This window comes from Xanthocytophaga flava (assembly GCF_030068545.1).
In the GTDB taxonomy this organism is placed as follows: Bacteria; Bacteroidota; Bacteroidia; order Cytophagales; family 172606-1; genus Xanthocytophaga; species Xanthocytophaga flava.
In genome coordinates, this window is record NZ_JASJOR010000001.1 from 198,533 (window position 1) to 220,604 (window position 22,072).

Sequence of the window (22,072 nt, forward strand, 5' to 3'; positions counted from 1 at the left end):
TAATCTATATTCTGTTTTTTTTCAATTCAAAAGGATACTCTACTCTTGTCAGAAAAAGGCCTTCTGGAGGAACCGCCCGCCCAGCCTTTTGACGATCCTGCCCTTGTATAACTTTTTCAAAATCATCTATGTTCATCTTTCCTTCACCCACTTCCAGCAATGTTCCAACAATAGCCCGAACCATACCTCTTAAAAAACGATTAGCAGATATATGAAATACCAGGCAATCATTTTCGTATATCCAGAATGCCTTTGTAATAGTACAGCGAAAGTTATTTACATCTGTCTTGACTTTACTGAAACATTCAAAATCTGTATAGTGCAGTAAAAGCTGTGCCGCTTCATTCATTTGGGCTATATCAGGAGTACCTCTGTAGCGGTAACACATTTTTGGTAGAAAAGGGTTCTTTTGGTGAGAAATCCTATATTCATAACTTCTACTAAAAGCATCAAAACGTGCATGGGCAGTTGGTTCAACCTGATAAATATCTATAACAGAGATATCAGCTGGTAGCAATGCATTCAAAGAATGAACAATAGAGCCTTTCAGAAGATCTGCTTTAGAGTCTATATGTACAAGTTGCTGTGTTGCATGCACACCTGCATCAGTTCGACCGCTTCCCAAGGTTTCTACAGGTTCCTTCAACAAAATACTTAAAGCTTTGTTTAACTCGGACTGTACCGTATTGGCATTTGCCTGTACCTGCCAGCCATGGTAATTTGTCCCATTATAAGCTACTTCCAGAAAATATCTTTTCACTCCGACTCTTAAAGTTTCAGTTTAAACAAACAACAAAACTACACACCAAATGGCTAATTGCGAAATCCACAAATTTGAAAGTAGAAATTTACTTATATACCTAAAAAATCTAAAACACAGGCTTTTTACTCATTTGTATATTTACTACATATATAATATATGATTTATGGGCGATCAAATGCATGTTTTGTCCGAAACTGAACAAAGTGGTCTCAAAATCGGACGTAATCAAAAAAAGCCACAAAATTCCCAACAGACAATACATTGAAAATCAATCAGATAAATCTTAAATTATTTTATGGCACGAATATAGAAACCTTTTTCATCAGAAGAAATTCAGAAAAACTTTCCAGGAAAAGACAAGTTAATTTATAAGCCACTCAACCTATATTTAGAGCCGTTTATATAAAAGACTTTCACATTCCTGTAAATCAAAAAAAATGATGCAACTTTTGTCTCGCTCATGCATCTTATAGTCATTAATACTTATTTTGCGAGCAATACATCACTTATTAGATAATAATAAGTGTGCACTACAACTATAACATTTATCTACAACTAACAATGAAAACTATGAAAACCTTTCTAAAAAGAGGAAAAGGTATCCTCGTTGGCTTAACGCTGACAACTGTAATTACAGTAAGTGGTTACGCTCAAACTATGGCAAGTGGAAATAAATCAGAAACACTTGTTGCACCCAAAGCACTTGAAGCTGTAGTGTATCAAATTCCAGAGACAACCAAATTCAAAGTACATTTCCTTAACAATTCTGGCAGAAAGGTCACTGTACAGCTACGTGATGCTCAAAATCAGTTGGTATATTCAGAAGTGGTTTCCGGAAAGAATTATATACGCAAGTTTGATCTGGATAACCTGAGTGACGGGGCTTACCGTTTTGAAATATCAAATGGCAATCAGTATATCGTAAAAGAGGTTGCTTTACAGACAGTTAGTGCACGTAGTGTACAGGTAGAATAATTTCCACAAAACTCTTCCAATGATTAATTGGAAGAGTTTTTTACTATATATAGATACTAATTTAAACGCATTGACAGTTATTCTTTATATAAGCAATCAACTGTATAAATAAAAATATGGGGAAGACTTTAGATCCTAACAAACTGAAAGCCAAAACCTAAAAGCAAATTATCCCAAAAACTTTTTTAATTCCAACTTTGCTTATGGAAAACTTAACTAAACTAGATAAGATTGACTACAGACTACTTAATCTATTACAAAACAACGCAAAAGTTACGAATGCCTATTTGTCTCAACAAATTGGATTATCACAGGCTGCTATCTTTGAAAGAGTAAAACGGTTGGAAAACGATGGCTATATTAAAAATTACTATGCACAAATTGATGGACCGAAAGCGGGTTTAGGAGCCACTTTTTTTGTGCAGATCTCTCTAACGAATAATAGTCGTAAGTCTATGGATTCGTTCTTACAGAAAATTGATGAATTGGATGAAGTAATAGAATGTCATAATATTACAGGATCCTCTAACTTCTTGTTAAAGATTGTAACGAAAGACTTACATTCATTCCAGGATCTGGTAATGGGAGAAATGAGCAAGCTGGAAGAAATTGGCAGCCTAGAATCTATGATTGTTCTTTCTGTGATGAAAGACAGCAAGACAGTCCCTATTCCTCTTAATTAACTTATAATTATACAATAGGTCTGGATTTTATATAACAAGTATAAAATCCAGACCTATTGTATTTATTTATCTGCATCTATCGACTTAGGAGCATTTCTATCTGCATAAAAATATCCCTCATCAAACGTTTTTCCTGAATATGCTTCTCCTTTCAGGATACTTATGACCATCCATACCACTAAAAAAGGAGATAGCAGATAGGCAGTCCCTATCACCCATGAAGGAATATCCATATATGGACTTACCGTATATAAAATAAGATATACAGTAACACACACTATCGAAAATTTGTAGTTCTGACGCATGGTCTTTTGATTATTTACTTAAGTTATTTACTTACACTTAACCAACTTCTCTATCTGCTCTTGTTGTAAATACTATTTAAAATATCTATGCCTGCCAGAGGTTGAGTAAATTTATAAATTCTTGTTGGATTAACTGTGTCTTGTCATTAGCGTACCACGCATGTACTTTCTCATACATTTGCTCCTGAGTCATAGTGTCTGGGTTATATTTAAAATCCATAACAAACTTTTGGACTTCTACCGGACGCGGTCCCCAAGTACCTAGCTCTTCCAGCGTATCTTTTTTCAAAGCAATAAGTTTAGGAATTGAACGACTTGTTCCGGTCAGATAAGCATCCATAATAAGGGGGTTTTGATCCCGAAGTACGATTCGTAAGGAAATATTGGGGTTTATGGAAGCCATCTTTGCAATAGCAGGAATATTTTGCGCAGCATCCCCACACCATGCTTCAGTTAAAACAACCCAGATCATAGGTGTTGTATAATTTTGCAACTTAGCTACAAGTTCAGGCTTTAAAACAATTGTCTTATCCCACTTACGCATCCGTTGTCGGTTTAATTCTGTATATTTTACCAATCCTTCTGATTGATTGGAACCAGTTGTTTTATGCTCCGATAACAATGTATCAATGAGATCTTTGTATTGTTCATACGACATGGCATGATCAATATCCTGTTGAAAAATCACCTGTTGCATATTTCTTGTTATAACTACATTGTCCCAATCAAACTTTTATTCTACTCACAAAAGTTCCATAATCCTATAAAGCAACATCAACAATGCTTCTTAAGAAAGAAGACCACTCAAACAGCATTATGCTACAGAAATCTGGAATAGTAATACATGAAGGGTGGAAAAAGGGGAACGTTTTTTGTCTGCCATAAATTCTTCCTCTATTTTTGTAAAATCGGGGTTACCAAATCCCCTCTATGCCATTAACCATTGAACTATGTCAGACGAAAATATAATTGCACGCATCCGGCAAGGTGATGAATCAAAATTGATGGCTATTTATCGAGCATACCGAAACGATTTCATTTTTTGGGCAATGCGCCATTTCTCCTGTAATGAAGAAATTGCCAAAGATGTTTTTCAGGTTGCGATAACTATCTTTTATGAGAACATTATGTCGGGCAAACTTTCCAAGCTGAGCAGCTCTGTTAAAACCTATCTTTTCGCTATTGGAAAAAACAAATTGCATGAGAATCAGGTAGCCAGAGAACGGGACTTGAAAATTCAGCAGTTTGAACAAGATAAAATAAAAGATGGTTTTCAGTTAGAGAATATGGAAGGCGAGACGTCAGAAGAGAAAGAAGGAATGTACAAAATGCTGGAAAAAGCTTTAGTAGAATTGGGAGAGCCGTGTCGTTCTGTATTGGAGATGTATTACTATCAGGATTTAAGTATTGAGGAGCTTGCCACTAAAATGGATTACAAAAGTACAGATTCTGCCAAGACACAAAAGTACAAGTGTTTAACCCGATTAAAGAAAATCTTTCAGGAGTCTGTTCCTGGCATTAAAAATACATAGGATCTCAGAATGCATACAAGTAACGCTTTACCTACTATATAGATTTAGAATACACCTCTTAAAGAAGTTATTTAAAATAAACTATTTTTCTCAGCTATCCGAGTAGTCCAAACATTTTGGAATAAAAATTGCAAACACTATACATTATGGAAAATACAGAATTAATCGAACGGTACTTTGAAGGCAAGCTAAGTCCTCACGAGAGAAAGGAATTCGAAACTCGGGTAGCTCAGGAAACTTCCTTTTCAGAAGAGGTTGCTTTACAAAGAACAATACGCGAAGGTTTACGAGCTGTAGGACGTGGACGAATGTTATCCAAACTGGAAGAAGTTGAAAGCAACATGTCAGCGTATCATCCTCCTACCCAAGTCATCCGATTTGATGAGCGTACACGTCAACGTTTTTACTGGGCAGCAGCAGCAGCTATTGTGTTATTAATACCTGTCTACCTGCTGTTAAAAGCTAATGTATCTCATGATGCACTTTTTGCACGTTATTTCACTCCATATGAAAATACGGCAACGCAATCTGCCAACCAAGACCCTTTAAACCATGCGCTACAGCTATATCGTGCCAAAAACTATGCGCAGGCATTAGGTATACTGGAAACATTAGAAGATAAAGGAAATGCATCTGACTCAGCCTTATTTTACAAAGCTAATGTACATATGCAGCTGGAACAGCCCGCCGAGGCCATTACAACTCTAAAACAGATCTCTTCTGCATCTACATTTTATGATGAAGCACAGTGGTATCTTGCATTAGCCTACTTCCAGAATAAGGAAACGAACAAAGCAAAGGAAATAGTAACAAGCATTACACAAACACCTGCACATCCTTATCATCAACAAGCGCAGGAGCTATACAAAGAGTTGAAATAATTTACTATAACAGGTTCCGGATCGATATACTCTCGTTTTATACCAATCCGGAACTTATCATAAAACTCCTATCTTCTTATTGACATTTCTGATTTGCTCAAGCGCTCCCATTAAAATCAAACGATCACCACTATGTAGCTGAGCAGTCGGAGCAGGATTAAGTATGTAATCTCCAGCTGTTGTTTTTACTCCCAATACGGTAGCACCTGTAGTACGCCAGGCATCCAACTCAACTAAACTGACATTTTTATCCACCATCAGTTCAGCAATCTGAAAGCTATCACTCATCTGCGTGCTTAGTAAATCGATAAATTCTTTCACATCTGGCATTAGGGTAAGCATAGCCATATGAGCCCCTCCTATTGTGTCAGGCATAATTACATTGTTAGCACCTGCAATCTTCAGTTTGCGAACACTCGTATAATCTGAAGCACGACTAATAATGGTAATCTTTTTATTAAGATCACGTGCGGTCAATACCACAAATACGTTATCTGCATCATTAGGCATAGCACAAATCAACGAACGGGCACGATCTATCCCAGCTTCCAGCAATATTTCATCTTTGGTAGCATCTGCTATCATTCTGTGTGTTAAAGGATAATCTGCATTCTCGAATTTCTCTGCATTCATCTCTATAACTACAAATGGAATTTTATTTCTGTATAAAACAGAAGCAGCCTCTCTTCCATTACGTCCAAATCCACAGACAATTACATGATCTTTAATTTCATTAATAGCTTCTTTCATTTTAAAGGCTTTGTAAGACTGAATAAACTCACCATCAAATACAAAACGACTCACTACTGTGATAAAATAGGTAAAAATGCTGATGTTAAACAATATCAGAAAAATAGTAAAGACCCTTCCTGTAGATGATAAGGGATGTACCTCTGTAAATCCAACTGTTGACACGGTAATAGATGTCATATAAAGAGCATCTAACCATGAATAATTTTCTATCACCACATATCCAACTACACCTGACAGTATAGACCCGGCAAAAAGCAGTAATGGAATATAAATCTTAGAGATAACGTACAAATAAGAACGCATGTAAATTGGGTAACAGAGTACAAGTCACAACTTACAAAATTTTGTAATCACTAATAGCTTATAAACTAAGAAGCAGCTTTACAAACACATCATTTGTAAAGCTGCTTCTTAGTTTATGAGTCTTATATTTTCTTAAAACTTAAGATTTACAGAAAGCAGGAAATTGGTCCCTGCTTGTGGATAATAATAATTTTCGGTAGTAAATTTACCTTCTGATATATAGCTGAATGTATATCCATTGGATTCATACAGGTAATTGAAAAGATTATTGGCCAAGAGATTGACACCAATTTCTTTTACAAACTTTGGCTTAATTGTATAGTTGACCCGAATATCATTTACAAAAAAGCTATTTAGTTTACGATTGTTATTTGAAGTATTATCCAGATACTGCTTTCCTACGTATTTCGACAACCAACTTACTTCCAAACCAGCCAGAGGTTTATAGGATAAAGTCCCAGCAGCAATAATATTTGGTGAGAATGAAATGTCTGTTTCTTTATACTCCTTTATCTCCTGTATCTGTGTATCGTAATTATCAATATACTCATGGTAGTTACGAATTTTGTTTTTACTAAACGTCGTATTAGCACCTAAAGTCCACTTTGACGAAAGTTTCACATTGCCTTCTACTTCTATACCCATACGATAACTTCGGGCAATATTGGTTCGGGTATATGCTCCTACATCGTTAATTTGCCCGGTAAGTACCAGCTGATTTTTATAATACATCAGGTAATAATTGACAGAGAGAAGATATCTTTTATTTTGTTTTCGAAATCCTACCTCCAGATTCCGTAAGCGTTCAAGCTTTGGTCGACTTTTAGACGTAGACTGGACAAAATCATCCCGGGTAGGTTCCCGATGTCCGATACTATAGGAAGCATAAGCACTGTTTTCGTCAGATGGATGATAGGTAATACCTATTTTGGGATTGAAGAAGCTATAAAAAGCAAATTGTTCTATATTACGTAAATTTTGATCAAGTCCAAGAAATGAGTAAGTGATATACCGATTTTGTAAATCCAGAAAGGCATTCAACTTGTCTGAGAAATCGTAATTCCCCTTTGCATAAAAATTGATATCTCCTTTACTGGCATCATCGTTATAATATCGTTGTCTGATTTCACTCGTACTGGCAAATCTTGCCCATATTACTTCACCATAATGTTTGCCTTTATAATTATTAGCTCCCCCACCTAAGGTTGCCGAGAATCGTTTTAATGAATTATAACTTACAGACCACACCAAACCATAAAAATCATTATCCAACCAACGTCGCCGAATTAAATCCGTTGCTGTAATTACAGAATCTCCAATAGTAATAGAAGGAAGATTATACGAACTCAAACTCTCACCTGGTTTATATTCTTCATAGTAGCCTTCTCCATGTGTATAATGTAGTGCCAGGTTAGCATTCCATTTACGATTAAACTCATGTGTCAGGAATAGCTGATAATGATCTTGTTGGTAATTATCGGTCTGATTATCATATGTATAAGCATTGTATGTACGATCCGTATTCAGAAGGTATTCTGGTACACCATTCCATGCCTGATAGGTCACTTCTTTACCAGAAAAGACATTAAACTTAATCATAGTGCTTCCTGCATAATACCCGCCAGATAAAAAGAACGATTTCAGATTGCTGGACGCTCTGTCTACATAGCCATCAGAACTAATTTTTGATAAGCGTCCATCAAAAGCCCATTTTCCATTTATCAAGCCTGTACCTACCCGGGCAGTATGTTTCCAGGTATTAAAAGATCCATAGGCATTGTTGATTTCGGCATAAGGTTTCTGGTTCAGTTGATTAGTCTGCACATTAACAGTTGCCCCAAAAGAAGCAGCACCATTTGTGGATGTACCAACACCCCGTTGAATCTGAATATTGTCAACAGACGACGCAAAATCGGGCATATTTACCCAATACACTCCATGTGATTCTGCATCATTCATAGGAATACCATTGACAGTGACATTAATACGTGTAGGATCACTTCCCCGAATGCGAATACCTGTATATCCTACACCTGCCCCTGCATCAGAACTAACAACAACAGAAGGTGTCTGGTTTAATAGAAATGGAAGGTCTTGTCCAAGATTCTGTTTGGCAAGCGTCTCTTTGTCGACAGAGGTAAAGGTAGTGCCTGATTTCTGCGAAGCTCTTGTTGCAGCTACTACAATTTCGTCTGCTACATATTCCATCTTTTTCAAATCGATATCTAGTGCCAGATCTGATGTTAAGTCGATTTCTCTGCTTAATTTTTCATATCCAATAAAACTGACGATTACCACATACTTTCCAGAAGGGAGATTCCGTAAATAATATCTGCCATCAGCCATTGAAAGAGACCCTTTAAAAGTATTTTGCAGACTTACTGTAGCTCCTGACAATGGTTGTCCTCCGGAGGTTATTCTACCAGAAATGGTGTATTGTGCCCACGACAAAGATGATAACATCATTGCCATGAAAAGAAGAGTAAATTTCTTCATGAATGATTTTTTGCAGAATAAAACATAAGGTATGCCAGGGGCTGACAAGCCTTCTTTTGTCTTTTCCTTCGCCGGTACTAACCGAATCAGGTTCAAGGGTATGATCTCAGCCCGTAATGTTAAGGCACCCCTAAGACCAATTATTTTCTTACATTATAATTGTATCCTCTTAGTATAATAAGTTCTCTAAAAGATAAAGAGAACACTGCAAAGATATAAAATTTATATATGTGTTTGACTAATCTAACAAAAAACTTACCTGTAGCCTAGTTGATGTTAGTGTACAGATTAATTCCAAACTATCTATAATACATATACAACAAACTGATAATCAAAATCATACAAAACACACAGATTTCAAAAAATGGGATAGAATTACTCTGCAAACCTTATTCTCTGGGTAGTAAACACTCCTCATTATGCTAATGCACAAACATTTATACTTAAAAACATAAAAATGATTTTCAAATACATAAATGAAAAATAGCAATAATTGTAACTCTAAAATTTGCACTATTTTCTATCACTTCTTCACAAATACAGCAACTACTAATTTTAACATCTCGTTGTCTTTTTTTATTCTATTCTTACCTCTATCTATATATCGTTTCTTTAAAAAGAATCTATTACATTGTTCATTATCTGCCCTCTATGATTATTAAATAGTCAATAAAGACATTATTTTTGTTTGATCATTTATAAATTAGTTATACTACATATAAAAATTCCTTCTTAAAGATCATGGAAAAGATATCTTATTACAAGGCTCCCCACGTAGAAGTGGTGTACAATCCAACACATCAAACTGTTGAGTATAAATGGATAGGTTTCGTTAACGATGCAAAAGCCAAAGAAGGTATGCAAAAAATAACAGAAGCGATCATTAAATACAAAGCGCCTTTTCTGATAGCTGATCTGATCGAGTTTAAAGGTGGTCTACCTGAAACAGCTCAGTATGTCAACGACATTTGGAGTGAAGATCTTAAGAAAGCTGGTTTACAGAAGATCGCATTAAACCTGCCTGAAAGCATCTTTGGAGAGATCACGAATAAGAAAGCATTGGGAGAAAAATTTGTTTCTCTACATACTGTAGAAAAATTCGCAGCATCTTTTGAGCAAGCATATCAATGGTTTAAAAGCAAATAAAAGAGAGAATCCCACTACACATAAACAGTGGGATTCTTTTTAACTTAGTTATTGAAATATTTGATAATCAACTGACATTTCTCACAGTCCTGAATGTCAGCAAATACAGGTGCGTCTTCAAACAAAAACTCTTTGTATTCAACAACATCAAGTGGTTGATAACCAAAGCGATTCACATACACATGTTGAGAGATTGGTCCTGTTGCTTCTCCAATTGCACCTTTAAAGTTTTTTGACTGTGCAAGCTTTTCAGCTTCCAGAGTAAGTTCATCAATAATTCCCTTTCCAGCAAACTCTTTCCGTACTCCACCCATAAACAAATGGTATAATTCTCCCTGCGCTACAACATTCTGGCTTTTAAATTTATTAGTCAGCTCTTCCAGTAGTCCAAAAATCGGGAAGAACTTTTCTGAGATTGTCTCAATCCCTTCTGGAAGTTCAGTAATAAAATCTTCACACACCAAACACCCAATAACTTCTCCAGATATACTATCCTTTGCCACAATAGACAAACCATCTGTTACAGCTTTATTTACAAATAACTTTGCAAAATGATCAAATTCCTTTTTGGAAATACCAAGTAATTTGGTCATAGGTTCACCATAAGTAAAAGTAGAAGAGATGCAGTCCACAGCCCCCTCCACATCATCTTTAGTGAGTACACTGTAAGTAATTGTTTCCTGTGCAGTTGCAGATGAATAAACAGCGTTTAGCATAAATTAAAAAAGGGTTTTGAGATGATAGGATGAATTATAACTAGGTTTAATTATTTTGCTTTTGCATGTATTTATACTCGATATTTACCCTCGCAGCAGTAGTATCTTCTGCTACTACTTGCCTTACCATTAATGTGTTATACACTTCCTTCGCTATCATCTGAATACGGGTAACTGTTTCAAGTATATCTTCTTCAGATGTACGAGGATTAATGGTACACATACGCATCACCAGCTTTCCATTAAGTCTTGTAGTTGGGGTTAAGGCAAACTTATCATCTGCAACAGCCAGAGCTATAGCCTCATTTAGTTCTTCAATCATTTTCTCATCAAGAGAAGCAGGGGCATATCGAAAAGTCACAATACCAAGCCTGGCATCACTCATAACCTGCCATCCGTCTCGTTCTTCCCATAAATTCTGAACATACTTCGCCAGTTTGATACCACGATCAATAGCAGAGCTAAAGTTTTCCAGACCAAATATTTTGATAGACATCCATAGTTTGAGTGCTCTGTCACATCGGGTAAGCTGAAGGCCTTTTCCATAAAAATTAACATCATTCATGGATTCTTCCAGATTTCGCATATAATCGGCAGTCATATCAAAAGTTTCTGCCAGCCATCTATCTTCTTTTACTAACAAACAACCCACTTCATAAGGCTGGAAAAACCATTTGTGAGGGTCTACAGTAAGTGAGTGAGCATACTGTATACCATTCAGCATTTCTTTTGCTTCTTTACTTAAAGAAGCTGCAGCGCCGTAGGCACCATCAACATGCAACCACATATCTTCCTGCTCACAGATAGCATATATTTCCATTAATGAATCTATTGCTCCGGTATTGGTTGTGCCAGCATTGGCAATGATACAGAATGGATGTAGTCCGGCTGCTTTATCTGTTTCTATCTGTTGTCTCAGATATTCTACATCCATACAATAATCCGCTCCAACCGGAATCTTTCGAATCTGATCAGCCGAAAATCCCAGGATATAGGCAGCCCGTTCATTAGACCAATGCGCCTGATTTGAGAAATATAGTACGGCATTCTCAATCTTATCATTCAGTTTAATTTTTCTGGCAACAGTAAGTCCACTAAGATTTGCGATAGATCCTCCTCCTACCATAATACCTCCTGCTCTCTCGGGAAAGCCAATTATCTCCTTAAGCCAATCAATTACAATGATTTCTATTTGAGTGGGCCCTGAAGACAGCATCCATGCCCCAGTGGTAATATTGAATCCTGTAGTCAACAAATCAGCCATAACACTTACAAAATTGCTGGGACCTGGTACCCATCCAAAAAGGCGTGGATGGTTCATATGCATAATATGGCTAAAAATATCCCATATCGCTTGTTCGAATACATCTTCCCACTTTGCTCCTTTTTGAGGTGCAGGTTCCCGCAATAAGGCCTCCATTTGCTGACGGCCTACCATGTTTACAACAGGTTTGTCTTTAAGAACTACAGAATGTTCGATAATGGTATCAATAACCTTATACCCAAATCTGCGCATCTCTTCCTGAGATAGCTGTAATTGTGCATAGTCAGATAATTGCAAACTGTTTTTAGACTCAAACATAATGTGGAGATAATCAGAAATAAGTAATGATTAATTGGGTTTATGATTAATTGGGTGTGGTTATAATCAAGGATATTAAGACTAACAGTGCATTAGAATCACTTTTCTAAAGATTATCTACTTAGCATAAACCGTTCTCATCCAATAGTATATGATACACAAATACTTAGGCGTTTATTAAAATACAATTAAAAAATAAAAACAATACAAAAACACTTTTATGTTTTGCTCTAACAATTGCATACCACAATATGTATATTTTTTTCATAATATACTAAAAAAGAATAGTATAAAATATATTTTTCATAAAAAAAGATACATATTTTTAATATATACATAAAAGTTATATTAAATTTACAAATAACGTATTCTTACTCACGTAGATAGCTAAGAGGCCTTATAAGAAAAAGACAATTATTAATATTAATTAGCGGATTTACTGTTGTAGGTTGGATAGGTCGTACTAAAATCTATAGCCAAAGGGAATTGTGTGCTAGCTGGAAGTTAAAAGGATTTGGATTGATGTATTTTGATTTGTTTTCAACAAATTAAGAGGTAAATAATAATTAATCGTTCAGATGATTATCAGATTTAGTGTAGATAATCTTTCAGCAAATAAATAAGTATCTGAACACTGTAATTTCCGAGGAGTGCACCCTATGTGCAAGTAGGATCTAGAAAACATTGAGATTTGATTCAAGAATAAACTATTCCATTTTTTCTAAAGTTACTCTTTTCTTACACAAATGCCAAAACTATACAGAGGGATTTATTACTATATACACATTTTACAGATATGTATCCATAATAACTATCTTTGTTTAAAAGATATCTGTTTCATTTTCACATAGTTTGTACTGCATTTATCTGAAAGGAAGAACTTGCTTGCTTTCAGATTTATTCTACTGAATCAAATTTATTGTGGATTTAATACAACAATCTCCTGAAACTTTATAGATGCAATACCTTGAGGATTATGAGTCGCAAGGTACTACATTTACTTTATCTATAGTTAACTTACAGAATTTATCCATTTTGTAGCCAATTCCATACTGGTAAAATGTTTTACCAATTCATTCTCTTCTACCTTTTCTCTTGTTTGAGTTGAGAAATTTTTTACTGACATCTGAGCAAATGCGTTCTCAGACAATACAAAGGCCATTTTTTTTAACCCATTCTGTATTAACTCAGGCATAACAGAGGCAGCATATTCAGTATCTTCCCGGCGTACAATAGAAAGCTGCGATGTATCTGAAATAATTGCTCTTACATTTTTCTCTCTGGATATGTCAACAGTTTTGTCAATAGCACTTCTAAAATTCTCACTACTTATAAACCCTAACCATGTTTGTATAAGCGTCGCACTGGCAGCATCATAATCAATATTCACAAATTTCTCTTCCAGAATTTTCATATTTACTTATGCAGTTTTAATAATAAATAGTTACAGGCTAAAATACAAAAATGAAAAAGCGACGTTCTTTCTTCAAAGGAATTTTCTAAATTTCCTTACAATGAAAGCCTTTTTATGTTTTAACTATTTTTATTTCTCTAAGGTTTTACCTATATAGAAAATATGACCTTGCCGGAAACAAAAATTGCGCAATAATTAACTAATTATTGCGCAATTTATTGATGAATCGACTATTTATTTATTAAAAAAATCAGAATTAGAGATAGAAACCAGGTACTTATTTGCCTTCTTTTCAAAAAGATCTGTTAAAACAACTTCCAGAGGCTCTGCCATAATCACAGAAATAACATCTTCATTCTTATACCGGATACTCCAAAAATCATAATAACTGTCATGTATTTCTATGCTACAATAGTTATCAAAGTACAGATTTAAATCTTTTTTAGTAGCAATAAAGCCAACCTCCTGCAATAAGGCTAACCATTGACCAACAGCATAATGTTTTTCGACCCGATCACTTTCATGAACACCCAGTATATCATCAACTTCTCTACTAAAAAATAGTTTCAATGCATTCTTTTCCTCGTCGGTCAGTTGTAATTCATCAATTGCCTCAAATATTAAGCTAAATAAATGGAGACAATTTTTAAATCGCTGATAGTAGTTGGGTTCATAATGATCTACATTAGGCTCTGACAACACAATAGCTCGTACAGATATATCCCTTAAATTTTGAAATACCTTAATTCTATCCCTATTGGATTTAATATGATGCAAAGCAAAAGATGCATTCACAACAATATTATCCCCTAATCCGGATAATAACACAGACCAGTCCTGTAAAGACATATTCTCAGAAAATTCATTTTTCAGAATATAATTAACTTCAAAAGGGACTTCTTTCGCAATTTCTTCAAAGTTTTGTTTTGCGGCTTCCAATGCTTCGGCAAAGGGTTCTATGGCAACAATAGTTACTTTCTGCAGCTGGCGTAGAGGTTCATGTCCCAATCGCCGCACGATTTCCCTGGCTTGATACCCTGTTCCCGCGCCAATATCAACCAACACAGCCTCTTTCCAGCCCCTAAGTCGCTCGCAGATAAGAGTGTTTGCTAGCTGTTGGGTCATGCTAATCATTGGGAACTTTTTAATCAGAAGCTCAAATAATTGAATCTGTGGTATTTCAAACTTTTTAGTATAGATATGTTCATATTTCTCCGCGTTATCTTTGGTGAACTGTTTCATGGCTCTTGCAAATACAAAATCCAGCATTGTATTCTCTGCATCGATATTTTTCCAGCTTTCCTGCTCTATCTGATGGATAGGCTCCACAATCTCTTCATATACATAGTGAGGAAAACAACGTGCTAACCGGGTTAGTTTCTCTGTATTTGCTGTCAGAAATTTGTTCGTGAACATAGGTTATTCGTAAATTAGTTGTGGGTAATGATGATATATCAAAAATATCAAAAATGTTATTTCCCACAAGTAATCTCCTTACCGCCTGTAAAATATAGTTTATAAGCCTCAGATTATTTATTCACCTCAATAATACATTCTTTTTTAAGCGTATGTAATGATTCAATTTACAGGTTTGAAGCAACATCTGCTTCATACAACTCTTTATAAAAAAGTCTCAATCTCTTCACTTTAGTACTAACTCTTCTATATACTTCAATGCATGTATGAAGCGGTCTTCCATATTTCCTGACAGTAGAACGAAAGGCAATCTACGAGATTGTAATTCTTCTCGGAAGCGAGCATGCATCTCTTCTCTATCATTTGGACGATCTCTTATCCCATCAGGAATCCAAGGCAGATCAATATCCATAAACAGATACAAGTCTGCATAACAACCAGGAATAGTTTGTACTATCCATTCAGGACATTTGCTATAATATGCCTCACTATATACTTTGGTTTCCAATATATCTGTATCACAGATTAAAAGCTCTTGTGTTTGAGATAGATAATATTGTTCGAGTTTAATTTGTCCTTTGGCTATAGGCGTTACATCACGATATGTGAGTAAACGATTATGTCTTTCCTGATAGATCCGTGCGTATTCGGGAGTCCATACCGTATGAAAATGTGAAGCTAGCTGTTCAGCGAGTGTTGTCTTTCCTGTGGATTCTGAACCAAACAGGGTAATTTTTATTTTTGGATGATGTGATCTGGAAAATTGCATGTAATTAACATTCATACATAAAAAAATAACAACCCTTTTAAAAAGAGTTGTTATCTCATAAGTTTATAGTGTGACAATATTTTTAACTGACTTTTATCAGGAAAAGATCCTGCTTGCCATCTTTCTTTGCCTTTTTATCTACAACAGGTTGAAAACCTCTGATTTCCTGCCCCCCTCTGCTAAACTTCACAAAATAGCCTATGACTTTTTTCTTTACTACTAATTTATTGCCATCCAGCTTAATGTCTTTAGGATTATTTGATTGCACACGCCATCCATATCCCATCCATTCTTTAGCTATCAATGTAATATTATCCCATTCAAACAACCATGCAGTTTCCCGCCCACCTCTCTCTGAAGTCTTCCACTGATACTCTCCTGCATATTCAGCTGGTAATCTTTCATCTTTTTCAAGACCGGATTTTGGCAACTTATCAATATCCAGTCCGGTAAAATCAGAAGAGGGCAATACTATTGTTTCCTGCTTTCCATCTAATTTTGTAACAGTTGTTTTTGATTCATCCCCGGATACAGAGGCCTCCCTTGTATCGTTGGATTTAGTTTCAGGTTCTTTCTTTGGTTTCTTTTCCTTTTTCTCTTTTTTTTCAGGCTCTGTAGTTGCTATTGGCTCTGCAGGCCCTTCTTTTCCTGTTTCTGGTTTTGTTACAGGTTCTACAGTTGTACTTTTAGGGTCCATTGTTGTGTTTTTTACAACAGGGGCAGCAACAGATTCATCTGCATCCATCACATCAATGTATCCACTGGAATATACAATACTTGATACTTCACTGGTAGGTATAGAAAAGGTAGCCCCATTAGGTGAGGAAAACTTTTTGTATTGAATCTCATTTTTAGAGATCTCCACTACAAGAGCATCAATTACTGATTTATCTTTTTTCTGAATTTTATCCGGAGCCTTCTGTGCAATAGCCCAATGACTGATAAATAGTAATAAAACAAAAAGAAGGTTTTTCATTTTTGAATTGTTTTGTTTGTAGGCTAAAATCAAATTCCATACCATTTCACAAAATGCATCCAAAAATGAATTCAGGTGAAAATCGAGTTTATTGATTTTAGAGTGTTTGTTTGGTATAATGAATGTATGTTAATCAGTACAAATTTGCTCTGTAATACAGAAAGATACTACTTTAAATAATTCTTTTTCAGTGATTCATATTTTTTACGGTAATCTTTATTATCCCGCAAATTTTTTAAATATCGTTCCTCATCCTGCTTTACCTGATCTTTATTCATTTTACCAGTCTTAAAGGAAGTCTCTAACCAAGCCAGTGCATTTTCCCATTGATTCTGCTTTGCATAGGTACAAGCCATACCATATTGTGCCTGGGCATAGGGATTCTCTATTTTCAACGCATTTTCAAATTGCTTTAAGGCTTCTGTAGCATTACTCAGATTAAGATACACAAAACCCAGCTCAGAATAAAAATGTGCGTCTGCTGATTCAGGATATTTTTTCATAAAAGCCTGCATATCCTGTAATGCTTCATTGTATTTATTCTGATGAGCATATACGATTCCTCTTGTAAAGATAGCATCTTTCGCTACAGCCTGAGTGTCTGCTTTAATTACAGTATTCAGATCAGACAACGCTTCATTCATCTTGTCCATAGCCAGGTACGAAACGGCTCTATCTCTATAAGCCAGATAATTTTTACTATTCCGTTTAATGGCATCCTCAAAATCACTGATTGCTTTTTTATGATCCCCCTGCTGTTGATAGATCAACCCGCGATAACGATAAGCATCTGCATAATTATCTGCATAATCCAGTCCTTTTTTCACATCTTCCAGTCCTGCGTTGCTTTCACCTGACAGATACCGAACATAACCCAGCATACTATATAATTCTGCCAATTGTGTTTTAAATGATAACACGTTTGCTTTAGCTTCATTCTTTTTGTCTTTCTGGGCTTGAGATAACAAAGGTAGGGTCAAATTAATGGCTTTTGTTAAATCTGCTTTTGCCTCTGTGTATTTTCTACTATGAGTGTAAGCAAAGCCTCTTCCCTTTAGTCCATCTATATAGGTGGGTTCCAGTTCAACTGCTGTACTAAAGTCTTCTAGTGCATCTGCAGAGTTACCTAGTTGAATACGCGCCATACCACGGGCATAATAGGCTTCTTTGTAGCGTTCATTCACCTGTAAAGCCTGAGTATACTGCTCAATTGCCTTTTTATAGTTCCCTTGCTTTTCCCATAGCTGTCCCTGCATAAACCATGCAGCAGCATATTTAGGTCGGATAGCTACTGCATTACCTAATGACTTCTGTGCTTTTAACCAGTCATTTTGTTTCATGGCAAGGATACCCTCATCATAAAACTTGATAGCCTTAGCCTGAATATTTACAACCAATGCGGATTCCAAACCCAGAGCTTCTGCTTTATTAAAATCAGCTGCAGCTTCTTTAAGCTTGCTCACTTCCATCCATAACATTCCCCTCTGATAATATGCCTTTGCAAATTCAGGCTCTACCCGAATTGATTTCTCAAGATTTTCTTTTGCTGCTGTAAAATCTTTTATTTTAATCAATACCAATGCTTTCTGATAAGGATATAAACCTCTTTTAGGTGCTAATGCAATAGCTTTGTCATAATCTTCGAGAGCACCTTTAATATTATTAACCTTCTCTTTTAATTCTGCTTTTTTGGCATGGTAAGCAGGATTGAGAGGGTCAATAGCTTTGGTAATAATATCATAATCAGCAATAGCCGATACTACATCATTGCGACGTGTTTCATTCAAATCAGCCCGAGCCAGACGAGCCTCCAGATAATTCTGATCAAGGGCAATAGCTTCATTAAAATCTTCGATAGCTTTTTCCGCAGCCTTCTTCTCATTTGCCTGTAAATAGCTCTTGCCTCTTAATAAATATAACTCCGGATAGTTATTGATTGCTTTTTGTTTCTTCTTCTGTTTTATCAGATCGTCTGTCTGTTCTATTACATCTTTGTATTTCTTTGCATCAAACTGAGTCTTTAATCCAGATATTTCCTGTACAAAATTGGATAACCGTTTAATCTCCGGATCTAGTGTGCTTAACATTTCGGGCTTTGCATTCAGAGCCTTTCGGTAATATTCTATAGAGGATTCATAATCCCGGAAATTTTTTGCAATGTCACCTTTCTTTTTTAACTCATCGTATGAGAAATAAGTAGCAATAATCCGGTTTACTTCATTTATACGAATCTTGGGATAAGTTCGAAAAGGATATACTTCTGCTGCGGCCAGATAGGCATCTTTAGCTGCCAGGTAATCTTCTGTTGAGAAAGCCAGATCGGCCCGTTGGATTGCCTGAAGGTACTCACTTTCCCGTTCTTTCTTATCAGCTTCTTCTCGTTCACGCATGTATTTGGAAACGGCCTCTTCTATGTCCTTCTGAGAAGCTACCCCACCAGTATTCCCACTAGCTCCGGTTTCTTCAGAAGGTCCGGCTAACAAGGCTACATCATTTTCATGCCCTTCCAAAGGAGAATTGGGATCATAAAAGCTGATTCCCACAATTTTTGCTTTCCATCGGGTACCTACTTTCTCTGCACGAATCTGAGCTATCCTTTTGGTAGGAGAATAACCAACTCCTGACTTTTTATATTTGCTGCCAAAATGACTTTCAAAATAGACTTTTACATAAATAAAGTCCTTCTTCTTCACATTGGAAACTTTAATATCTGAAAATGTGATAGATGCATCTATGGTTTTTTCGTAAAAAACATCCAGTGTATTCAGATACTTCTCCGCACTTAAATCCTTCGTATTACCTAATTTATGAGCAGGGTCTATATCATCTTCAAGGACTACATCTTTATTATAGAATATTTGATTCTTGGAAGAGGAATAACTATTTGCAATTACATCTTTTAACTCATTAGGGGGAAGATCTGCAAATGTCACAAAGTTTAACAAATCCTGTAATTCCACAATGGCGTTCTTTGCCTGGTAACTAATCTCTGCACCTTCCTTTACGGTAAGTTCCTGAGCGAACCCAGCTATACCCAAAAGGGAAAGGATACTGTATGATAAGAGAAACTGGCGTATTTTGTACATGACTTTTCAGGTTGGGAATGTGTGTAAGCTCATAAAATCATCTCTAAAATCTACCGATATGAGGTTTGGAACTGGCACATCTCATCTGGTAAATTCAACTTTTCATGTGCATATTTTTGTTTGGCGTCTATAGTAACAGGTAGCAATCTACTAAATAACCATCCGGAGTTACGTGTTTGCCTGCTAAAGCGATTAACAGTAAATATCCACCCATCTATCTGTAAGAAATGATAGGTAATTTTATTTACTTGTTTGATAGCAAGCTGATTATGTTGAGCCTCATATAAGAACACCGAAAGTACTTCATCCTGATAGTGATTTGGCAGATAATTTCGGATGTTTTTCTTATCTGTAGTCAGCAAATCTATATTCATAAAGTCAGTTGCATGACTCAGGGGATTCAGTCCGGTAGTAGTATCTTTCCGGATAGGAAGCCGCAGAAAATCTGCAATGGCACTTACTACAATCCATTTTGACATCCCATTCTTCTCACGCTGAATTTTCAGAATCAGTGTAATCGTACTTGGCTTTCCCTTATAAGAAGCCGCACAGTTTACTTCAGCATACCAATTGGCGTCAAAGAAATTCAAATAGACAGGGTCCTCTGTATTACTTACCTGGCCAATAAATTGAAGGATCTCCGCTTTCTTCCAACTTGTATCGGAAGCATTGAAAAGACCTTTAATCATTTGTTCACGCTTAAACTGTGCAGTGGTGTCCTTCTTTTTGACATATTGCTTAATCAAGGTATTTTCCTTGTTGTTAAAACGTTCTATAAATTCATCTATTTGTTTAACCTGATAGGCAAAATTAGCAGTGACTTCGTCTTGAAATATTTGCGAGAAAACAGGATGAAAAGCAAAAAAGGCCAGCAACCAAACGATAACTTTCATTGAAAGAAATATTAATTTACTACTATGATTATAGTGTAATGATGATGTAGATTTGCTTCATATTAATTAGTGTAAATTAAAGGTGAGAAGTAATCGCATTTTTCAATTAGTTTGTAATAAACTTAGTATACAGGTAGTTAGTGTAAAGGTTTTGACATCTGTACACTAACCTGTGCATCAACTTTTACAGTTTACGTGTTTCTTCTATACCTACATCTGCCAGAAACACATCCCATAATTTCTTTGTTTCTCCATCTACAGCCTTTTCATATAATTTCAAGATCACAGTCACATTTCGTTGTGTCACATCACCGTATACCACTTTCCCATCTACTAACCCTTTAAATGTCTGCACAAATGATACAACTCCGTAGTAGTTTCCATCAGGTCCTTTGCGAAAATCGGTCGCATAGCTGATATCAGCATAGGAGACTTCTACTTCCTGATAATCTGCACCTACCAGTTTCAAACGACGCAGGTAATCTCTGATTTTATATTTATTCTTGATACCTGTATTCACGTTGGATACTTCTACTCTGGCATCCTCATTTACAAATAAAGTTACCGCAAGTCCAATGGTAGAGTTAGCCTTTTCTGCAGGAGTCTTTGGATCAACGATAGTTGCCAGATAAGTACCTAGTTCATCTACTTTGATAAGTGCCTTATTCCGGAATTTCTCAAATTCTTCAGGTCCACCAGGAAAAGCTACAGCATCGTCTGACGTATTGGAAGTATTTGTATTACCCGTATTGGCATTGGCATCTGTTTTTAATGTATTATCAACTCCTGTGATCTGGTCAGTCTGCGTTTTAGTAGCTTTCAGGCTTGCAGCAGCAGCAGCAGGATCTGCTATCAGCTCATGACGTCCATCTTTGTACAAAATAACAGCAATTTTGCTTTTAGCTAATTTTTGTTCTTTCGGTTTCTTATCATCTGCTTTCTTAAATTTCACCTCTTTGTCATTCAGTGACAGTTCAATTACAGCAATAACCTGATTGTCTAGCGTAATAATCAAATCATTCTGTTTATTGGCAGGCGTATGCATAAATCCGGCAGCTTGTGCATTATCTCCATTCAATGGATATACTACATAATTGCCAGTACTACTGAATGCCATTAGAACATCTCCAGCATCCATAGAATAGGCAGGACCAGGATTTTGAGGAATCTTATATTTTATTTTCTGGGGATTAATCTCAATGATTTTGCAATCCACCTTCTTTCCATTATTCTGGTAAACAATATCCTGAGCCACAGTTGGCAATACAGATACAAGCAAACTTGCAAATACAAGACTGTATTTGCGCAAAGTGGTAAACATATTTAAGTTCATTTGGTTTGGATAAAGATTCTGCATATAAGATTTAAATACCAACCCTTATG

General features: G+C 35.9%; 19 protein-coding genes and 1 riboswitch. Of the genes, 5 read left to right on the forward strand and 14 right to left on the reverse strand.

What is annotated here, in order from left to right:
- Nucleotides 1-4 precede the first annotated feature (4 nt).
- The gene (truA, locus tag QNI15_RS00865) at nt 5-760 is read right to left on the reverse strand and encodes a tRNA pseudouridine(38-40) synthase TruA (protein ID WP_314030055.1); all 756 of its coding nucleotides are present in this window, start codon (nt 758-760) and stop codon (nt 5-7) included.
- Between the two features lie 573 nt (nt 761-1,333).
- On the opposite strand from truA, the gene QNI15_RS00870 reads away from it, so the two are divergent.
- Together QNI15_RS00870 and QNI15_RS00875 are read left to right on the forward strand one after the other, a co-directional pair.
- Nucleotides 1,334-1,738 carry a DUF3244 domain-containing protein gene (locus QNI15_RS00870; protein WP_314003766.1) on the forward strand — a complete coding sequence of 135 codons (405 nt, stop codon included), beginning with the start codon at nt 1,334-1,336 and terminating at the stop codon, nt 1,736-1,738.
- A gap of 203 nt (nt 1,739-1,941) precedes the next feature.
- Nucleotides 1,942-2,421: an Lrp/AsnC family transcriptional regulator gene (locus tag QNI15_RS00875; RefSeq protein ID WP_313974851.1), complete on the forward strand. Its 480-nt coding sequence runs from the start codon at nt 1,942-1,944 to the stop codon at nt 2,419-2,421.
- A gap of 62 nt (nt 2,422-2,483) precedes the next feature.
- On the opposite strand, the gene QNI15_RS00880 is transcribed toward QNI15_RS00875, so the two are convergent.
- Together QNI15_RS00880 and QNI15_RS00885 are read right to left on the reverse strand one after the other, a co-directional pair.
- Nucleotides 2,484-2,726 carry a hypothetical protein gene (locus tag QNI15_RS00880; protein WP_314003768.1) on the reverse strand — a complete coding sequence of 81 codons (243 nt, stop codon included), beginning with the start codon at nt 2,724-2,726 and terminating at the stop codon, nt 2,484-2,486.
- Between the two features lie 85 nt (nt 2,727-2,811).
- A complete protein-coding gene (locus QNI15_RS00885; protein WP_314030056.1) occupies nt 2,812-3,423 on the reverse strand; it encodes a thioredoxin family protein in 612 nt (203 codons plus the stop codon).
- A gap of 253 nt (nt 3,424-3,676) precedes the next feature.
- On the opposite strand from QNI15_RS00885, the gene QNI15_RS00890 reads away from it, so the two are divergent.
- Entirely contained in the window at nt 3,677-4,258 is a 582-nt protein-coding gene (locus QNI15_RS00890) for an RNA polymerase sigma factor (protein WP_314003770.1), read from the forward strand.
- A gap of 146 nt (nt 4,259-4,404) precedes the next feature.
- Entirely contained in the window at nt 4,405-5,139 is a 735-nt protein-coding gene (locus QNI15_RS00895) for a tetratricopeptide repeat protein (RefSeq protein ID WP_314003772.1), read from the forward strand.
- Nucleotides 5,140-5,196: 57 nt separating this feature from the next.
- Here QNI15_RS00895 and QNI15_RS00900 read toward each other — a convergent pair whose 3' ends face one another.
- Nucleotides 5,197-6,195, reverse strand: a complete 999-nt coding sequence (locus QNI15_RS00900) for a potassium channel family protein (protein ID WP_314003774.1) — start codon at nt 6,193-6,195, stop codon at nt 5,197-5,199.
- Nucleotides 6,196-6,327: 132 nt separating this feature from the next.
- A complete protein-coding gene (locus tag QNI15_RS00905) occupies nt 6,328-8,691 on the reverse strand; it encodes a TonB-dependent receptor (RefSeq protein ID WP_314030058.1) in 2,364 nt (787 codons plus the stop codon).
- 46 nt (nt 8,692-8,737) lie between these two features.
- Nucleotides 8,738-8,833: riboswitch (TPP riboswitch) on the reverse strand.
- Nucleotides 8,834-9,432: 599 nt separating this feature from the next.
- On the opposite strand from QNI15_RS00905, the gene QNI15_RS00910 reads away from it, so the two are divergent.
- Nucleotides 9,433-9,837: a hypothetical protein gene (locus QNI15_RS00910; RefSeq protein ID WP_314003778.1), complete on the forward strand. Its 405-nt coding sequence runs from the start codon at nt 9,433-9,435 to the stop codon at nt 9,835-9,837.
- 44 nt (nt 9,838-9,881) lie between these two features.
- On the opposite strand, the gene QNI15_RS00915 is transcribed toward QNI15_RS00910, so the two are convergent.
- The 9 genes from QNI15_RS00915 to QNI15_RS00955 form a co-directional block, all read right to left on the reverse strand.
- Entirely contained in the window at nt 9,882-10,553 is a 672-nt protein-coding gene (locus tag QNI15_RS00915) for a hypothetical protein (RefSeq protein WP_314003780.1), read from the reverse strand.
- Between the two features lie 46 nt (nt 10,554-10,599).
- Nucleotides 10,600-12,135 carry a pyridoxal phosphate-dependent decarboxylase family protein gene (locus QNI15_RS00920; protein ID WP_314003782.1) on the reverse strand — a complete coding sequence of 512 codons (1,536 nt, stop codon included), beginning with the start codon at nt 12,133-12,135 and terminating at the stop codon, nt 10,600-10,602.
- Nucleotides 12,136-13,147: 1,012 nt separating this feature from the next.
- The gene (locus tag QNI15_RS00925) at nt 13,148-13,549 is read right to left on the reverse strand and encodes a hypothetical protein (protein WP_313974871.1); all 402 of its coding nucleotides are present in this window, start codon (nt 13,547-13,549) and stop codon (nt 13,148-13,150) included.
- A gap of 234 nt (nt 13,550-13,783) precedes the next feature.
- Entirely contained in the window at nt 13,784-14,965 is a 1,182-nt protein-coding gene (locus tag QNI15_RS00930) for a GRAS family protein (protein WP_314030061.1), read from the reverse strand.
- Nucleotides 14,966-15,191: 226 nt separating this feature from the next.
- A complete protein-coding gene (locus tag QNI15_RS00935; protein ID WP_314030062.1) occupies nt 15,192-15,749 on the reverse strand; it encodes an ATP-binding protein in 558 nt (185 codons plus the stop codon).
- A 67-nt stretch (nt 15,750-15,816) separates the two neighbouring features.
- A complete protein-coding gene (locus QNI15_RS00940) occupies nt 15,817-16,710 on the reverse strand; it encodes a hypothetical protein (RefSeq protein WP_313974877.1) in 894 nt (297 codons plus the stop codon).
- 167 nt (nt 16,711-16,877) lie between these two features.
- Nucleotides 16,878-19,796 (reverse strand): tetratricopeptide repeat protein, encoded by a 2,919-nt coding sequence (locus tag QNI15_RS00945; protein ID WP_314030064.1) that lies wholly within the window; start codon nt 19,794-19,796, stop codon nt 16,878-16,880.
- A gap of 50 nt (nt 19,797-19,846) precedes the next feature.
- A complete protein-coding gene (locus QNI15_RS00950; protein WP_313974880.1) occupies nt 19,847-20,689 on the reverse strand; it encodes a hypothetical protein in 843 nt (280 codons plus the stop codon).
- Between the two features lie 184 nt (nt 20,690-20,873).
- Nucleotides 20,874-22,010: a hypothetical protein gene (locus tag QNI15_RS00955; protein WP_314030066.1), complete on the reverse strand. Its 1,137-nt coding sequence runs from the start codon at nt 22,008-22,010 to the stop codon at nt 20,874-20,876.
- Nucleotides 22,011-22,072: the final 62 nt, after the last annotated feature.

Coding starts and splice junctions, on each gene's coding strand:
- QNI15_RS00870 (WP_314003766.1), top strand. CDS start 1,334: ATGAAAACCTTTCTAAAAAGAGGAAAAGGTATCCTCGTTGGCTTAACG.
- QNI15_RS00875 (WP_313974851.1), top strand. CDS start 1,942: ATGGAAAACTTAACTAAACTAGATAAGATTGACTACAGACTACTTAAT.
- QNI15_RS00880 (WP_314003768.1), bottom strand. CDS start 2,726: ATGCGTCAGAACTACAAATTTTCGATAGTGTGTGTTACTGTATATCTT.
- QNI15_RS00885 (WP_314030056.1), bottom strand. CDS start 3,423: ATGCAACAGGTGATTTTTCAACAGGATATTGATCATGCCATGTCGTAT.
- QNI15_RS00890 (WP_314003770.1), top strand. CDS start 3,677: ATGTCAGACGAAAATATAATTGCACGCATCCGGCAAGGTGATGAATCA.
- QNI15_RS00895 (WP_314003772.1), top strand. CDS start 4,405: ATGGAAAATACAGAATTAATCGAACGGTACTTTGAAGGCAAGCTAAGT.
- QNI15_RS00900 (WP_314003774.1), bottom strand. CDS start 6,195: ATGCGTTCTTATTTGTACGTTATCTCTAAGATTTATATTCCATTACTG.
- QNI15_RS00905 (WP_314030058.1), bottom strand. CDS start 8,691: ATGAAGAAATTTACTCTTCTTTTCATGGCAATGATGTTATCATCTTTG.
- QNI15_RS00910 (WP_314003778.1), top strand. CDS start 9,433: ATGGAAAAGATATCTTATTACAAGGCTCCCCACGTAGAAGTGGTGTAC.
- QNI15_RS00915 (WP_314003780.1), bottom strand. CDS start 10,553: ATGCTAAACGCTGTTTATTCATCTGCAACTGCACAGGAAACAATTACT.
- QNI15_RS00920 (WP_314003782.1), bottom strand. CDS start 12,135: ATGTTTGAGTCTAAAAACAGTTTGCAATTATCTGACTATGCACAATTA.
- QNI15_RS00925 (WP_313974871.1), bottom strand. CDS start 13,549: ATGAAAATTCTGGAAGAGAAATTTGTGAATATTGATTATGATGCTGCC.
- QNI15_RS00930 (WP_314030061.1), bottom strand. CDS start 14,965: ATGTTCACGAACAAATTTCTGACAGCAAATACAGAGAAACTAACCCGG.
- QNI15_RS00935 (WP_314030062.1), bottom strand. CDS start 15,749: ATGAATGTTAATTACATGCAATTTTCCAGATCACATCATCCAAAAATA.
- QNI15_RS00940 (WP_313974877.1), bottom strand. CDS start 16,710: ATGAAAAACCTTCTTTTTGTTTTATTACTATTTATCAGTCATTGGGCT.
- QNI15_RS00945 (WP_314030064.1), bottom strand. CDS start 19,796: ATGTACAAAATACGCCAGTTTCTCTTATCATACAGTATCCTTTCCCTT.
- QNI15_RS00950 (WP_313974880.1), bottom strand. CDS start 20,689: ATGAAAGTTATCGTTTGGTTGCTGGCCTTTTTTGCTTTTCATCCTGTT.
- QNI15_RS00955 (WP_314030066.1), bottom strand. CDS start 22,010: ATGTTTACCACTTTGCGCAAATACAGTCTTGTATTTGCAAGTTTGCTT.